Below are 17,184 nucleotides of genomic sequence, written 5' to 3'. Positions count from 1 at the left end.
AATGTCCGTAAACGTAGTAGTTCACGATACAAGGCTCGAAGGCAGGACGCCGATCTCAACAGCTTCTGCATTGAGCTTTGACGTCGACGACAGTACACATATCGAAGATTTCTTTGATCGCGTCGTTCGTATTGCGGACGAGCATAGCGGGATCGGAGTCTTGTATCTGATGTGCCACGGTGTAACGGTATTAGCCGAAAATACCACGGCATTGCTCTTCTGTCACGAACTTATTGCTTTTACGACAGTTCATCACTTCGCGCGTTTGCGTGACAAGGTGGACCGGATCGTTATCTTGGCGTGCCACGTTGCCGAAACTTCGATGACGCGACACGGCGATGGCGACGAGTTGTGTCGACATATTGCACTACAGGCACACGCCGAAGTTACGGCCGCGAGGGAAACACAGACATATTCCCGTTCGGAAAGGTGCCGATTTTGGTTTTGTGAGGAATCTCCGATCGAATATGGCGAGTGGGAAGGTCCGGTCGTCGTGTACGGTCGCGACGGAAATATAATAACGGAATTCCAAAATCCGAGTGTTTGGTACGACTCGGACGGGGACGTACACGACCCGCGTAGGGAACCGCGTCCGTAGCAAACGCAAAAAATATTGACCTGCTTCGTCTTTAAGTACGAGCAAATATTTTGAAGGGCTCGAAGAATATATGCCGACGACACAAGAAGGAAGACTCTTAAAGGTAACCACGCCACTCGACGACGATTTTCTGCTCATAAAGCGGATTCGGTCTCGTGAGGCATTATCTTCATTGTTTCATTTTGATCTCGAACTTCTTCACGAAGAATCAGAGGACGGTCGCGAAGCAACGAAAGTTGATCCGCAACAGTTACTCGGGCAACCGATGACCATCGTGGCCGAACAGACTGACGGCACCAAACGATATTTTAACGGCCTATGCGTAAACTTCACACAGGGCAATCGGAATACACGTTTTTCGAAATATCGGGCCGAGCTTGTTCCGAATGTATGGGTATTGACCCAAGTCTCCCAAAGCCGGATCTTTCAGAACATCTCAGTTCCCGATATACTGCGGCAGGTGTTTGATGGATTTGAGATCGACATTGAATTGCCGGGCACGTTCGAACCCCGAAATTATTGCGTTCAGTATCGAGAGTCGGACTGGGACTTCGCGTCGCGTCTGATGGAAGAAGAAGGCATATATTACTACTTTGAGCATACCGATAACTCACACCGGATGATAATCGCGAACACGGACTCATCCCACCGCGAGTGTCCGGAACGATCTGAGATACCCTTTGCGATCGACAGTACCGAGCTAACAGAATGGCAAGGTATGGTTCATACCTGGCAGGTGACCAATCAGGTTCGCACCGGCAAATACACACTCTTTGACCATAATTTTCAGCTTCCGACCAACCATTTAGAGGCTCAACAGGTTAGCCGATTCAACATTGGCGGTAACCAACAACTGGAGCATTATGATTATCCGGGCGAATTCGCCAAGAGGTTTGACGGTATTTCGTCCGGCGGAGGCGAACAACCGGGCGAACTCAATAAGATATTTAACGACCGTCAGCGGACCGTTGATATCCGTCAGCAAGAACTGGATGTTGCGTATAAAACGAATTACGGGTCATCCGACTGCTGCTCGATGGCGGCCGGATATCGATTTCGGCTGACGACCCATCCCTCCGCTGAGAATAATCGTAACCACATCCTGATAAGCGTCCAGACCGAGGCAGTCCAATCGCCTAGCTACGTCTCGGACGATGCGATCTCGAACTCATATAACATTAACTTCGTGTGTATACCCCAAGGCAACGGCCAGGCACCATTCCGGCCGTTGAGAAGGACGGCAAAGCCGATCGTCAACGGTAGCCAAACTGCAGTCGTGGTAGGCCCGGCCGGCGAAGAGATATTCACGGATAAATTCGGCCGTGTAAAAGTACAATTCCATTGGGACAGGCAAGGCAGAAACGACGCGAGTTCGTCGTGTTGGCTGCGAGTCTCAACCAGCATAGCAGGCAACAAATGGGGCACGATGTTCATTCCGCGGATCGGACAAGAAGTGATCGTCGACTTTATGGAAGGCGATCCGGATCAGCCGATCATCACCGGTTCAGTTTATAACCCGCAGACAATGCCGCATTATGAACTCCCCAAGTTCAAAACGCTGACCTACATCAAGACCCGAACTTCGCCCGATGATGGTAAAGGCTTTAACGAACTGCGTTTCGAGGACAAGGCGGGCAAAGAGCAAGTGTTCGTGCGTTCACAAAAACGCTACGACCTGCGCGCTCGTGGATCGATGTACGAAACCTGCGGCGGCAATCGCCAAGAGGTGATCGGCGTCCGTTCCGACAACAATCCGGGCGGAAACCTCGCGATCACTGTGGGCGGAAACAAGGACGTTCACATCAAAGACAGTCACTACGTTGGGATTGATGGAAAGCTAAATGAATCCGTGAAAGGTGATGTTGTAGAAGATTACCAAAGCAATCTTTCAACGATCGTCAGTGCCAAAACGGAACTGAATGCCCGTGAGATCACCCTTGAGGCTCTAACCAAGATAAGCCTAAAGGTCGGTGGTAACTGCATCATGATCGACCCGAGCGGAATTACAATTGCCGGCACAATGACCAAGATCAATTCAGGCGGATTTGCCTCGGGAACCGGCAATCCCGCATTCGACGACGCTCTTGATGCCGAAACCGCCGACACCGGCGAACCAGGATATCTTGACCGTCCACGTTCCGGCGGCGGCGGCGGACGTCGCAGACGAAATCTGCAGTCGCAGCACTACATTGCTCCTCCGCGACCTGGCGAAGACCCGCGGATCACCGCAATGCGCGGCACACTGGCAAATTCGGAACAGGGTCGTCATGCCCTCGAGGTATATGACCGTTATGGTGTTTCATCCAGTTTTCGTGGCGGCGAAGGTTCGACGTTCGATCCGGGTGACAACAACATGAATATCAATCCTGCCCAGAGTCCTGACAGACAGGCTCTCGGATTTGTTCATGAGATGAACCATGCCGAAGAGCATCATGAAGGGACGTCGGGCGATATTCAAAATCAGGGCCGCGATGAATATGTAGATGCGATGGTTGACGAGGAATCAGAAGGCGTCGTCAGAAGCATTGAAGCACGGGATGAACTGATCGAAAGCGGACACGATAGTGCTTCAGCGACGCAGTATCCTTTGCAGGACGAGTATCATGGTGCCTACAACCAGGGAGTGGCAGACGCTCGTGCGGCGAATCCCGATATCAGTGATGCCGACGCGGCCGCAGCGGGTCGATCGGCGGGTCGCGAGCGTGTTGAAGAAGGATTTCGGAATGGCGAGGTCGAAACCTCAAACTCAGGCGAAAGCTATCCTGACTACTACGGAGATGCATGGGATGATGCCCATCCGTCAGGCGGTGGAACGCCATAATCGACGACTATGAAGTTGTTATATCTGATGGCGATGAGCATTGCTCTCATTGATAGTTGCGGAAGATCGCCCGAAGTGATTTCGAATGCTACCCTAGCGGCACCGACGCCGCAGAAGGAGAAAAAGGTCGTAATGGAAAAGGAAGTATTAGCAAACCTATTGGAGAAGACGAATAAGTCGATCGCTGACTTCGTTCGCGATCCTGCTACAAAACTCGATGGCTACGGTCCAAAGTTTGGAAAGGGCTCAAAATATAAAATCAGCAAATTCGCACCAACGCGTAGGATGATCCAATACGTGGGTGTCGTCTCCGAGACCGAGGCATTTGTTTTGACCGGCGACAAGGACGAATTTGCTAAGTTTGTTGAACGCTCAGGCGTTTCGCTTACTCGTTCAGAGGATCGCATTGGATTTGGAATGGAGTTCTTGACGATCTGTGTGGCTGGTGCCAGCAGGTTGCAAATACTTGATTCAGTAAGTTCGATCAAGCCTCGGCCGGGGCTAAACGAAGCTCAATCGACTCAGTTTCAGGCTTTCGTCGGTAAGTACACTTCTATAATAAAAGCGCCGACGTGTGTCGGAGAAGCCTGTACCTATTACGCCGTGTCCGGGCAAGATCTTGCGGTTTATGAACTCACGATCAGCACTGAAGGCACGATCAAATTTGAGAAGAAAGTACTTGAGAAAGACCTATTAATACCATACGCAATGTAGGAGAATCCATGTTTCCAGCAGCAATAAAGGGTGTAGCTCTTATTCACGACCTGCTCATCCCAGACGCAATGTTCAGCGAAAATATTTTGGACCAAAAATGCTAGTGGAAATTACAGGACACGAAACTCATTTTATTTTTGCTTTTAGGTAGGAGTTTTTTATGCCGCCAGCCGCACGAGCTTTAGTTGACACGACCGCACATCCGTTGCCGCCAATGTTATCACCCGGACCGGGGAGCCCGACGGTATTGATCGGCTTTGCTCCGGCCTGGCGGGGCATACCGCTGGCGGCCGTCGCTGCATTACAGTCGGCCAAGGCCTCGGCGGATGCGGCAATTCAGACGGCGGTTGCGGCGACCGCCGCGGCTGCGGGTACGCCGGGTGCACCAGCGGCAGTTGCGGCGGAACAGGCTACAAAGGCCGCCGCTCTCGCTGCAATGTCGAGTGCTATCACCGGAGCGGCGGCCGGTGCAGATATTCATATGTGTGCTGTTCCGCTGCCGGTGCCACCGCACGGCCCTGGAGTCGATATCACAGGTTCGGCGACGGTAATGATAAACAATCTGCCGGCCGGACGAATGGGCGACACCATCCTCGAAGCAATCGGACCGCCAAACTCGATAACCAAAGGGGAGATGACCGTTATTATTGGTGGATAAATGGAAAATCCCGATAGTGCCGCAAGAGGCTACACGGGGATCTTCTACGCCATTGCTACAAAAGAGCGGTTACTCTTCTCGTTTTACGTATTTGACGGTCGTTTTCCATTTACCGCCGACAAAGAGTTTTGTGGTTGTTTTTACCTTTGTTTCGTCGGCGATATTGGCATCTTCTTCAAATGAATATATTTTTACTGGCCTATTGCCGATGACCGAATAGCGTTCCGTAATGTGGTAACAGCAGCCGCTCTTATCAAAAGTCTCGAGCACTTTTTTTTCCTTATCAACCGTGAACATACCGAGATGACTACCGAGATCGCTGAACGCCTTATCATAGACAAATTTTCCCATCGCCCTTGACGACAAGTAGATGCGATACGAAGGCATCCCGTACGAACCGTTCGCACCATCGCAGATCGCGACATCTTCCATACCGTCGAAATTGTAATCGGCGACGTTTACAACGCTCTGATCGTCATATAGCAGTGTCACATTGGTGAGCGGCTTTCCACCGTCACTACGCTGGAGTTGTGTGTCCGGCAGAGCGATCACTTGATATGGCCTAGTCCCGCCTTTCTTAAAAAAGGAAAACTTGGCCGCTCCGGAGCAATACATATCGTCACATTTCGCGACATCTACATTAATGTCGAAGTATTTCGATGCGTCTCTAAGTGCAAACGAATGTTGTGCAAATGCCGACGAACTGAATAACAGAACCAGGGTGATCACAAATTTTTTCATAAATTCCTTACTGTTCGCCTCCCGCCTCGTCATCTCTGACTGCTGATTACGGATGCGTCATATCTTCTGCGATAACGAGTTCGTCGAATCGTTCCGCTGTTAAGAGCTGTAGCTGTACGGCGGATTCTTTCAGCGAAATACCCTTTTTGTGGGCATATTTTGCGATCTTTGAGGCGTTATCGTATCCAATATGCTGATTGAGCGCCGTGACGAGCATTAGCGAGCCTTTCACGTAGTGCTCGATCTGATCGCGGTTGAGTTCGATGCCGTTAATGCAGTAATCGACAAACCCGTGGCACGCATCTTTGATAAGCCGCACGGAATGAAGAAAATTATGGATCATCACGGGTTTGAAGACGTTGAGTTCGAAATTGCCCTGCGAACCCGCGAAGCCGATCGCTGCATCGTTGCCGAAAACCTGAACCGAAACCATCGTCATCGCCTCGGACTGAGTCGGGTTGACCTTACCCGGCATTATCGAACTTCCCGGCTCATTCTCCGGAAGCGACAATTCTCCAATTCCGCAACGCGGGCCCGAAGCAAGCCAGCGAATGTCATTGGCGATCTTCATCAAGCTTGCGGACAGAGTTTTTAGGCCGCCGGAAGCGAAGACGACTTCGTCGTGTGCCGAAAGGGCAGCAAATTTGTCGGGGTGTGATCTGAATGGCAATCCGGTCAGCTCGGCGATCTTGTCTGCCGCACGCTGTGCGAATTCGGGATGGGCATTAAGCCCCGTCCCAACTGCCGTGCCTCCGATAGCGAGATCGAAAAGCCCCGGCATCACCATTCTCAAACGGTCAATGTCACGAGAAATCAGCGAAGCCCAGCCACCGAATTCCTGCCCCACTGTCATCGGGGTCGCGTCTTGTAAATGCGTACGGCCGATCTTTACTACGTCTGCAAACTCGATAGCCTTAGCGTGGATCGCATCGCGGACCTTTTGAACCTCGGGGACTAGTCCCATCATCTGTTCGGCGGCGGCGATATACATCGCGGTGGGGAAAGTGTCGTTGGACGACTGCGATTTGTTAACGTCGTCGTTTGGATGAACGGGCGTTTTCGAACCCATCTCGCCGCCGGCGATCTCGATCCCACGGTTTGAGATAACCTCGTTGGCATTCATATTCGTCTGCGTGCCGGAACCGGTCTGCCACACGCGAAGCGGAAAATGCGCGTCGAGCTTGCCCTCGATCACCTCGTCTGCCGCCTGAACGATAAGGTCAAGTTTTTCCTTAGGCAACTTACCGAGATCAAAATTGACTATCGCTGCCGCCTTCTTCAAAATACCTAGCGCCCGAATGACCTCACGCGGCATCACATCGAATCCGATGTTAAAGTGCAAAAGCGATCGCTGAGTCTGAGCACCCCAATATGCTTCGACGGGCACCTCTATCTCGCCCATCGAGTCTGTTTCTATTCTTGTTTTTACTGAATGTTCTGTTACTTGTGACATATAAATATGGGTTATCGGTTGGTGTCAAAAGGCACTACTGCCGGCTATTGACACGAAAGTTCTTTAGCATTACGACATTCTGCAGGACGCTTCCACGTGATACAAGCAGATTCTTAAAGTCTCGAGAATAGGCAAAATAAGCAAGTCTTTGCGAAGTGAAATCGGTAAATTGTACGGGCTCCCCCCCAGCCAGACCCTGCTTCCACAGATTGCCGACGATGGTGTCCGTCCGGCGAAAGATCAGGCTCTTGCCGTCCGGCGTCCATCGAGGAGCGACATAATAAAATTCAAAATTCATTATTTCAAATGAATGCTCAATCGTGCCGTCGTCCGCCGATACTACCACGAGACGCCCGAGAGTCGCCTGACTATCAGGGGGCGAAATATACGATATGTGTCTACCGTCCGGCGAGAATGCAGGTGAGACAGACTCTTCATTCGTAAACTCGACCGCCGGACCGCCGGAACTCGGGATCTTCCAAAGCCTGTTTTTCTCATTTACGGATGACGTGTAGACGATCCATTTACCATCGGGGGAAACGTCGGCCGCGGAATCCATCCCGTCGCCGAAGGTCAGTTGTTTCAAGTTCGCTCCGTCAATATCAATGCGAAAAATGTGTTTCTTACCGGCACGATCTGACCCAAACACCACAAATGTCCCATCCGGCGAAGCCGCAGGTTCGCGCTGGATATATTGGTCACTGACAAGCGGATTGCCCTCCCGTCGGCCGTTTATGTCCGATAGTTTCCAAAGGTCCTCATCAGTCACGGTTCCCGAAGTGTAAACGATCTCGCCGCCCGGCAGACTAGTTAGTCCACGGGCACCGTCGAGTCCGTTTGTCGTCAACTGTACGGCATCCCGAGCTTTACCGTTCGCCCCGATCGACCATAACTGAGATGAAAACTCCAGTGTGTCCACCACTAAGGTCGTCCCGTCCGAAGTAATGCCCATTCCAAAATTGCTATAGCCGGTCAGGTCGTTTGTGATAGCCGTGACGTCACCTTTGGGATATGAAAGAAAATAGATCTGGTTAAGTGCCCGTTCTCGATAGGTAACGAATATGACGCCGCTTCCGTCCGGCATCCAATTCATCATACCGACGCCCATCCATTTTTCATCGGATAGCTTCTGTATCTCGCCGCTGCTGATCTCCACGGCAAACAAACTGATTCGTGCGGGAGCTTTATCCACCGCATCCGGTTGATCCGCGTAGGCAAATACAAGGCGCATGCCGTCCGGTGAAAAGGCCGGAACACTGTCGGGACTTTCCTTTTCAGTATTAAAAGTCAGAATAGAGCGTTCCTGACCGCTGCCGTCGAGTGATGCGATGACAATGCTAGATTGTTTGAGTTCCTTGTCCGCCCTGTAAAACGCCGCATATTTACCGTCCGACGACAGTGTGAAAAAATAATCTATATCAGCCAAGACTCTCTCAGGCCGCCCTCCTAAAACCGATATTCGGTAAAGTGCCCCCTCTGGATCTCGCTTATCGATTATCACGAAAAAAATACTCTTGCTGTCGGCGGAAAAGGCAGTCGAGCCAAAAGCCCTCTCACCCGGCTCGAGAAGCTGGATCTCAGAATTCGTGTCGGTTTGCCGCACGTGGATCAAGCCTTGACCGTATCCGGAATGCTCAACATATGCTATGAACTTACCATCCGGAGATATCGAAGCTGCTCCAACACCGCCGACGTTTGTGACGCGAGCAAGCGTCATCGGACTTTCACTTCGGGGCGTTGGTATCTCCGTTTGTCGGTAACCATCCGTGGGGCGTCTGCCGTTCCAAGCAAAATAGATGGCGAACGATATTACGATGAGACTTAAAAATGCAGAAAGAGCTATGAGATAACTTTTAGGCCGCGACAGACCCTGTTGATTTGAGGCAAGCTTTACCGTTGCCACTGACGCCAAATCGCCGCCTCGATCGTTTGACCGTATTGCTCCTACAAATCTGTAGCCGCGCTTCGAAACGGTTTGAATGTACTTTTCGTCCTCGGATTCACCGAGTGCGCGGCGAAGTCGGAATATGTGGTGAGATAGATTGGCTTCCTCAACAAAATTATCGGCCCACACACGTTTTATCAGTTCGTCCTTTGACACGACCCGCCCTGCCGACTCGACTAACACGCACAGGATCGCGAGTGCTTTGGGCGTGGCGTCGACGACCGCGTTCTCGCCGTCGAATAATACACACCTCTCAGCATCAAGCCGGAAGTTACCAAATTTATAAAAATTCTTGGCTGCAGTATCCGGCAAACTACGTACTCCAATCAAAGTCTTTCTGTGTCAACAATTTAACAGAACATAAAGAAAAAATAAAGAAAAAATAACCGCAAAAACACAATAACATAAAGGATTTCCCCTTCTAAAACCTGCCATTGTGACGGTAGTCAACGAACAATGCATTCGCAAGACGAACCGAACCGGAGACCCATACGTGACGCAGCTGTATCTTAAATTTTTGGCGGTACTTATTTTCGTGACGCTTCCCGCGTCTGCGGTCCTAGCAATGCCCGATCTGATAGTTTCCGGGGCGAGTCTGACACGAGATAAAAGCGGGTGGTTTGTCGAGCGAATAACGGTTACGGTCACAAATGCTTGTCGTCAGCCTACAGCCGGGGCTTCGTATGTGCTTGTAACCTTCAAAGAGAATGATCAATCGGGAGCCAAAGGCATATATTTCGTAGGCAGCACCGTTAAAGCATTGAAAGGCGGCGAAAGTTCGATTCAGACGTTTGATGTTTCGATGAAAAAGATCCCTGCCGAAACATTCGTTTACATCGAGGCCGACCCCTACAAAAAGGTGGCCGAAGCCAACGAATCCAACAACTGGCGAACCTTGTTTCCTGACGCCGCTGGCTCCGGGCCGACTCAAGATGAATGCAGATGACAAACAATATGAAAATTAAACTTTTGCCGTCCCTGTTACTCGTATGCTTGACCGCAGCTTGCGGCAATCTGCCCTTCGCCGGAAATAGTGGAAATAGTGGGTCAAACACGACAATTGCTAATGCCGGGCGGAAACAGATCGATTCCAACTCTGAGGATACAAATGTCGCGAAGGCCGAAGGAAACACTGAGGTGAACTATCTTGCGTACGCGTCAGGTACGACTATAGTCGAGGTGCCAAAGGATTGGGAAAAAGCCTATTACACATATACGACCTACAACCTGATCGACGAATCAGCGAAAAGCTCTTGGGAATCGCAGGCGGGTGCGCAATACACGGTCGATCAAGTTTTCGTTTTTGAACTGGCGGAAAAGACGCTGTTGAATAAGTTTTCATTCGACAGTGCCTATGTAAGCGACTCAGAAAGACCTGCGAAAGATATCAAGGTCGAGATCTCTAACGTCTCAAAGACTGATGGTTTCGCCGAGGTTCTCTCTACAACGCTTGCACTGAAAAAAGACGATCAGATCCTCAATATCGCAAAACCAATTCCCGGACGCTGGGTGCGGTTAACGCTTAAGAATAATTTCGGGAGCAAAGAAAGGGTCGAGTTGGCCGAGATACGCGGTTATGGTGAGCAACTGACTAACACCGCACAGCTCGAAAATGTCAGCGGCACGTATCAGATGGGCAAAGGCATTGGCAAGCTTCATCTAAAACAGGACGGCACATCGGTCGTCGGGTGTTATGACTACCGCAGCGGTGTCCTGTCCGGCGGTACCGAAGGCCGTATTCTAAAAACCAATCTAACCGAGGTCGTGAACGACAGCAGTAAAATAACAGAGGATTTCACCGGTATATTTACCTTTTTGAATGATGGAAAACAGGTCGTTGCATTTCTCCGAAACCCCGGTGAAACAAAAGGTTATTCGGACCAGTGGAGCGGGACAAAGATCAGCAGCGATGTCGGGGAGTGTCCGCAATTCAAAGATCTCAATAAAACAGACGGAGCGGCCAGTCAACTTGCAACTGATCTAACAAAAGACGGACGGGCCGTGATCTACGGCATTAACTTTGATTTCAACTCGGATAAATTGCGTGATGAATCAAAGACCGTTCTAAATCAGATAGTCACGGTATTAAAAACAAACAAAGACTGGAAAATGACCGTCGAGGGTCATACCGACAACATCGGCGGCGATGCTTTCAACAAAACATTGTCTGAAAAACGGGCAATTGCCGTTAAGGAATTTCTAATTACAGCGGGAATCGACGCAAGCCGCCTGACTGCGGCCGGATTGGGGTTATCAAAACCAGTAGCCCCAAATGAAACGGAGGCCGGACGCGCCCAGAACAGGCGTGTGGAACTTGTAAAAAACTAGATCTGAATAGAGGAAAAATTATGAAAATACTGAGTCTGTTACTATTTGCTACCGTGATATCTCTCGTTTTCGTGTCGAGTGGTTTTGCCCAACCGGTATTCGTTAAGCAGGCATTTGAAAAAGCCACGCTTCCCGCGGACGCCAATGGCAAGTGGGTCGTTCGCACGGACATCGACATACAAATGCCTAACGGCGAGAAGTTCTCGGCAGGAGCCTATCTTGAGGTTAAGGGCAAGGTGCTCGCCGGAAACCTCCCTCTAAAGGCCTTTTATGGCTCAGAAATACCAGGCAATACTGTGTACATCAACATCCTCAACGACTCGTCCTTTACTGTGCGGGTCAGGCACGATATCGGCGGCAAGCCGTTTCTTGGTCGACCGGCCGAGGTCGCGAAAATGGAGAATAATTTCCGAGCACCTTATGCCAAAGGCAAGGTGATCTGGGACAGCAAGGAGTGCGACATAACCATTTACCTCGCCCCGAGTCAGCAGATGGGCAGTGGTGTACAACCACCAGCCGAGACTAATTCAGGAACGTTCTTGGACGACGCCGTTATCAAGGCGGCGACGAAATGGACGGACAAAGGAGGTTGGTATGTCACGGCGACCGTTACCATAAAAAAGCGTGACAACTCAGAAAGATTTCAGGCGGTCGGAAGAGTTATTGATAGTGGGGTAAAGGTCGGGGGCTTTGCTCTGACCGGCGACCTTCCTATGACGGTCAACGGATTAGGTGATGCTGCAAACTCGCTTGATTTTAAGATTGGACAGGACGGCCAGATAACGATGCGCAGGTTGATTGCACATAAAGCATTTCTCGGGCGGCCGGCCACAACATTTAAGGGAGTCGTGAATAAGGATCATGTATTTGCTGAAGGTATGTGGAACGGTGGTGAAATCTTGATCCGCGTCGAACTCGCGTCGGATTTTCGTAAACAGCCCCCGGCACCGATCCCATCTGCCCCTAACGAAACGGCTGCCGAGATTATAGCCAAGACGCCCGGGTTGATCGCCGTCAATACCGTATTTGTGATAAATAAGCGTTACTGGTCGCCGAACAAGAAACACTTTCTAGTATTTCAGGGAGACGGCAACCTCGTTATCTACAGGACAGCTAGCACGGGCCCCGAGCCAATATGGAATACAGGAACCAACAAGCCGACGATCCTCGCGCCCTTTCCTGGGGTCAAGGCGGTATTTCAAAAGGATGGAAACCTTGTAGTTTACGGCCCTAATAATAAGGCAGTATGGGATTCGGTGTCCGATTTGAAACGGCGAAATGAGAAGGGATGGAGTGATTATTTTGATTTTACTATCGGCATAGATTCAGAATCGCCGACTCCTTATTCCAAAACAGTCTGGTTGAGCATGCAGAACGATGGCAACTTAGTGGTCCTACGTGGCGCTAAACCTCCCGACGGTTTCGTGTTTTGGCACTCAAAGTAATTGAGACGCGAATCGAGATCAAGAGGTGGGAACGCAGATTGGAGAAACATTTACGCAGGCACGTATTTTAACGGGAGCGCTATCTGGTCCTCCAGGTGAAAGCTCAAGCTCTGGATCAACGGAGGAGTAAATTGTGCAAAGCAACATTTGTCGTGGTCTCGGAGCTATTTTTGCCAGCCTATGTGTGACCTTGATCGCAACCGGTCAAATTCCGGTAATCGACTCGAATGCCGGGAAACCTGTCAACGTCGTCACTGACGATAATTTCGAGCCGCAAAAACGCGAAACCGATGGTCGTAACAGACGAGCGCTAACCTACGAAGTATGGATCACCACCGACGGCATTTTGCACTGTAAAACGAACCATAAGCTGGCGAGTGCAAGGATCGAATTTACTTCGCCCAAAGCGGAGACTTTGACCGCGTTAGGTGCGGCAACGCTTGCCAAACGTGGCCGCCCTAGAATATTAAATGTTGCTATGGACTCAGGGCCGAACGGATATCTTTTCGATATACGAAAGGACGGTTATAAGGAAAAACAGTCGATTACTCTACACCTGACCTCCGTTTGGAACAGTGGAGCCGTCATTAACATTGTCAACAAAAACGTTCAGCCGCAAATGTCACCGCAAAACCAGCCGACCGAATCGAATTGCGTTTCCAAAGGGATCGGATTGGTTAAGCGAAAGTGTCACCCCTGAACCACGCGAAAACGAGAAATTTGTCGTCGGAGCTCAAAAACAAGAATATTTGATAGTTGAGATGTCTTCGGCTGACGTTAACGTCTGAATAATCAGCAACGGTACATCCAACAACGACGATCCTAGGTCAAGAATGACCGCAAACCATCCATACAGAGGGCGGCTATATTATTTGACGCGCATGATCCGACAAAGTAGGCGTTATAGACTGCGGTAAGAGTTCAAATCACTATTGCCGACCGATCGATCGGAGTCAAGGTCAGACGGAACGGGTCGGGTCTATAGCGACCTGGCTTATTCCTTATCCGATCAACTGCCTAGATGATCGCAAGTTCACTTAAACACTCTTGAATCCGCTCATACGTCAATTCGTTATTGTTGTCGAGCCCGATCGAAAGACGAACCAACCCCTCGCTCAGACCCATTCCTTGCCGTTTCTCGAATGGGATTTTTGATGATGTGCTATGCCCTGGTGAGCTAAATAGCGTTCTGAAATACCCGAGACTGACGGCAAGATATCCTACCTTTTCTTGCTGCATTCGAGTCATCGAACGATTCGCATTTGCCGAATCTCCGACGTCGATGGCCAACATTCCACCGTAACCACAACCCGGATTCATTAGCTTTGTCCGCAATTCTTTGAGTTGTTGTATTAATAAACTTGCATTTTCGCGCCTTTTTCACGAGCCGGTTTAGCGTTTGGGCAAGATGCGAACCGCCAGTAATTCGAGCCTCGTAATTCTCTACCTGCTAAACTCTGAGAGCAGAACGGCATCACGCGATTGTTTTCCCAACGCCATAGCAAGCTGCTTTCCATCTATTGACCAAGCGAAATTAAAAATTGTCTGACCCTTAACGGTCACGATCGGCAGGGGTTCGCCGCCGTCTAATTTTTGCCTGACGATCTGAGTCCCGTCGGTTGGCGCGAAGATGTAGTCGAGAGACTGGCTGTCGGGTGAAAAGCGTCTTATGCCCGGCAGGGTCTGAGCCGAAACAAACCGGAGATCGTCAGTATTTTCAATCGAAACGATCGCCATCATTTTTTCCGATGTATCGTCTTCACCCTTTAGCCTGCGTGAAAATGTCAGATACTTGTTGTCAGGGGAAAGTTCTAAGAATGTTCCTGGCTGGACATCCGGGTTTATAAAAAAAACTTCTTCACTCTTATTCTGCAGATCAAACCGCATAATGGCAGCGTCATTTTTCCTATTAATTACGTAATAAAGGTGCCTAGAATCATTTGAAATGCGTGGAGAATACTTTTGCCCATCAGTAGTTTCTGTTAGTTGAGCGACATTTTTTCCATCCATATCCATCTGGAAGATCTGTGAGACGCCGTTTACGCTCATAGCAAACCAGATAAATTCCCCGTCTGAGACCGGTATCCGAAAAGCACTTTCCTTTTTGCTCGGGATCGTAATTTTTGACTTATCGTTAACATTCATCACAACCAAACTATCCGATAGTCCAGACTCCGTGGAGCTGGAAAACAGAAGTCGCTTTTCATCGACCCAGGCTAAGCCCTTTTGGCCGAAATTATTCTGATCGCCCGATGTGATCTGTATAGGCTCACCAAGTGCTTTTGCGTCGCTCAGAACAATATTTGAGGTTTCATCATCCTTGAGGGTGATGATAGAACGACCATCGGCGGAGATCGATACCTTTTTATAGTTTGCAAGTCCGCTGGTGAGGGGAGTAGGTTCCCCTCCCGGATAAAAAATTTGCCAGAGGTGAAAGTACTTACTTCTCTCCGTTGCCGAAACAACAAAACTCTCACCGTTGGGAAGCCAGGCCGCCTGCTCAAAACGTTGTAATCTCTCAACTTTGATCTCTTCGCGCTCAACGGTCGCCAAATTCTGAATAAATAGACGACCTGAGGTAGGAGGAACATTTATCGTAAAGAGGAGCCTATTACCATCGGGTGTCCAGGCCGGAGAACAAACAGCACACGGATTTTCCGGTGGGTCTGCTGCTCGATATTGCACTTCTTCACCAGTTTCAATCGTTCTGACGAGCAAATTGAATTTTGCTACCGGTGGAACATTTAGAAAATATGCGATTCGTTTTCCGTCAGGCGATATGCTGAAAGAACCCCAGGCTTTTTCTACGATCAATTCCGGTTCTCCGCCAAACCGCGATACCTTAAGGATTGCAGCCCTCGAACTGATAATTCCGCTATTTCGGAAATAGATATAATTTCCGTCCGGTGAAAATTGGAGAGCACCAAATGCTTTAGCGTTTGGTATATGGATCTGGATCTCCTTTTCGGTATGGACATCTTTCAAAAACAGGCCGTCCCCACGTTCGAACGCAAGCAGAGCTCCGTCCGGCGAGATAACAGCGCTAGTGAGATCGCCCGAGCTTGTTAGCGAGGTAAATCGAACGCGCTCGATCGGCTTCCGAAAGAGTGATTTTAAATTCGACCCGAAATATTTATAAGATGTGCCCACCAAGATTACGAGTAAGAGAAAGCCAATCGAGAAAACCACTCCCTTTCGAGTTCGTCCGGAGACTGGTCGCACACTAGGCAACAGGCGATGATCGCCAGCATCTTCTGCAGAGACTTTATTGTTTTCCGAAGGATTTTTGCTGGAAGAACTAACCACGGGCACTGTTATCCGATAGCCGAGCCGCGTCCTATTCTCGATCAATTGATGACCGTTAGAGTCTTTGCCAAGAAATTTGCGTAGCGTGTAGATATTTTGGGTTAATACTCCATCTTCTACAAATGTGTCCGCCCAGACGCGATCAAAGATATCTTCCTTTGAAACAAACTCACCATTTTCCTCTAGAAGCAATTTCAATAACTCAGTAGCTTTTGGTGAGAGTAGAATCAGCTTTTCATCCTGCCATAACTTTCCCTTTTCCGCGTCGAAACGAAAATTCGCAAACTCGTATAAGTTATTGATTTCATTACTCATAAACGCTTTGAGAATTTCCTTGAGATTTTTTGAGCGAATCTTTGAGGACTTGTCTCGCAAATTCGATCTAATATCCCAGTCAACCCAATACAGTGGACGTAAATAACCGTTGCTGAAGTTTACAACAAAGCGGGTTTACGAGAAAACAAGGAGCAAACAAAATGAAAAAGAGAGATCTATACGTGCTTGCGGCAATCATGACAATATTTTCGGTCGGAATGATCTTCGTTCAACCGGCAAAGACTGAAGCGAGTAGTAATGTTTCGCCCTCGGCTATGCCGACTCCGCGAAAGATAAAGAAAACGCCAATTAGAACGATCGAGGTTGAAAACGACGAAACTCACCGTGTTCCGAGTACGGGAACCCAAGTTAGCCCTACTCAGCCTGCATATAGGGAAGGCGGCGTAAATAACACAACACACAAAACGCAAAAACCCGCAGCCAAAGTCAAAAACACGAAATCCCCTTCCCCGAACCGAACCTCAAACGTCAAAGCACAGCGACCAGAGGCAATTCAGTCGCCCGCGCAGCCTACGGCAACTAGCGTTATGATCAACGGTCAGAGTGGTGGCTATTTGGGAGCGCGGAAGCAAAATGCTCCTCAGGGTCGACCAACCAATAGCACTACGAATCCAAATCAGCAGCAGAAACAACCCGCTTCGCGGAAAGCCGGAAAGTCGACGAATTCCGCTGTTTCTAACCAAAATAGAACAAAAGGGCGGCCCAAAGATTCGGGTGACGCACACCTTGACTACAGAAAACGGACGAATATTCGGGAAAGTAGCTCCGTTACTAGCGGAAACAAAGGTAGTAATAACGTCGAAAATCCAGTGAGCCGAACCAATGAAACATCTACTAGT

13 protein-coding genes are annotated in these 17,184 nt (G+C 49.5%); 8 read left to right on the top strand and 5 right to left on the bottom strand.

Annotated elements, in window-relative coordinates:
* Nucleotide 1: 1 nt before the first annotated feature.
* From IPQ00_16675 to IPQ00_16660, 4 genes are all read left to right on the top strand, one after another.
* Nucleotides 2-598 (top strand): hypothetical protein, encoded by a 597-nt coding sequence (locus IPQ00_16675; GenBank protein MBL0242201.1) that lies wholly within the window; start codon nt 2-4, stop codon nt 596-598.
* A gap of 70 nt (nt 599-668) precedes the next feature.
* The gene (gene tssI, locus IPQ00_16670) at nt 669-3,419 is read left to right on the top strand and encodes a type VI secretion system tip protein VgrG (protein MBL0242200.1); all 2,751 of its coding nucleotides are present in this window, start codon (nt 669-671) and stop codon (nt 3,417-3,419) included.
* 9 nt (nt 3,420-3,428) lie between these two features.
* Entirely contained in the window at nt 3,429-4,133 is a 705-nt protein-coding gene (locus IPQ00_16665) for a hypothetical protein (GenBank protein MBL0242199.1), read from the top strand.
* Between the two features lie 160 nt (nt 4,134-4,293).
* Nucleotides 4,294-4,791, top strand: coding sequence for a hypothetical protein (locus tag IPQ00_16660; protein MBL0242198.1), 498 nt, complete (start codon nt 4,294-4,296; stop codon nt 4,789-4,791).
* Nucleotides 4,792-4,860: 69 nt separating this feature from the next.
* Here the strand turns inward: IPQ00_16660 and IPQ00_16655 are convergent, their stop codons facing one another.
* The 3 genes from IPQ00_16655 to IPQ00_16645 are packed head-to-tail and all read right to left on the bottom strand — an operon-like array spanning nt 4,861 to nt 9,242.
* Complete coding sequence (locus tag IPQ00_16655) at nt 4,861-5,532, bottom strand: hypothetical protein (GenBank protein MBL0242197.1); 672 nt, start codon at nt 5,530-5,532, stop codon at nt 4,861-4,863.
* Between the two features lie 46 nt (nt 5,533-5,578).
* A complete protein-coding gene (fumC, locus tag IPQ00_16650) occupies nt 5,579-6,985 on the bottom strand; it encodes a class II fumarate hydratase (protein MBL0242196.1) in 1,407 nt (468 codons plus the stop codon).
* A 34-nt stretch (nt 6,986-7,019) separates the two neighbouring features.
* Nucleotides 7,020-9,242, bottom strand: a complete 2,223-nt coding sequence (locus tag IPQ00_16645; protein MBL0242195.1) for a PD40 domain-containing protein — start codon at nt 9,240-9,242, stop codon at nt 7,020-7,022.
* 124 nt (nt 9,243-9,366) lie between these two features.
* Between IPQ00_16645 and IPQ00_16640 the strand changes: the two genes are divergently transcribed.
* The 4 genes from IPQ00_16640 (at nt 9,367) to IPQ00_16625 (ending at nt 13,403) form a co-directional block, all read left to right on the top strand.
* On the top strand, nt 9,367-9,876 hold the full coding sequence (locus IPQ00_16640) for a hypothetical protein (GenBank protein MBL0242194.1): 510 nt from the start codon (nt 9,367-9,369) through the stop codon (nt 9,874-9,876).
* Between the two features lie 8 nt (nt 9,877-9,884).
* Complete coding sequence (locus IPQ00_16635; GenBank protein MBL0242193.1) at nt 9,885-11,258, top strand: OmpA family protein; 1,374 nt, start codon at nt 9,885-9,887, stop codon at nt 11,256-11,258.
* Nucleotides 11,259-11,278: 20 nt separating this feature from the next.
* Entirely contained in the window at nt 11,279-12,703 is a 1,425-nt protein-coding gene (locus IPQ00_16630) for a hypothetical protein (GenBank protein ID MBL0242192.1), read from the top strand.
* A gap of 133 nt (nt 12,704-12,836) precedes the next feature.
* Nucleotides 12,837-13,403: a hypothetical protein gene (locus tag IPQ00_16625; protein ID MBL0242191.1), complete on the top strand. Its 567-nt coding sequence runs from the start codon at nt 12,837-12,839 to the stop codon at nt 13,401-13,403.
* A gap of 317 nt (nt 13,404-13,720) precedes the next feature.
* On the opposite strand, the gene IPQ00_16620 is transcribed toward IPQ00_16625, so the two are convergent.
* Together IPQ00_16620 and IPQ00_16615 are read right to left on the bottom strand one after the other, a co-directional pair.
* Nucleotides 13,721-14,023, bottom strand: a complete 303-nt coding sequence (locus IPQ00_16620; protein ID MBL0242190.1) for a PLP-dependent transferase — start codon at nt 14,021-14,023, stop codon at nt 13,721-13,723.
* Between the two features lie 123 nt (nt 14,024-14,146).
* Entirely contained in the window at nt 14,147-16,324 is a 2,178-nt protein-coding gene (locus IPQ00_16615) for a PD40 domain-containing protein (protein ID MBL0242189.1), read from the bottom strand.
* Between the last annotated feature and the right edge of the window lie 860 nt (nt 16,325-17,184).

Origin of the sequence: Chloracidobacterium sp., assembly GCA_016720705.1 — a bacterium.
GTDB lineage: Bacteria > Acidobacteriota > Blastocatellia > Pyrinomonadales > Pyrinomonadaceae > OLB17.
The sequence above is the reverse complement of the archived record's forward strand: the minus strand, read 5'-3'. Positions and strand labels throughout refer to the sequence as shown.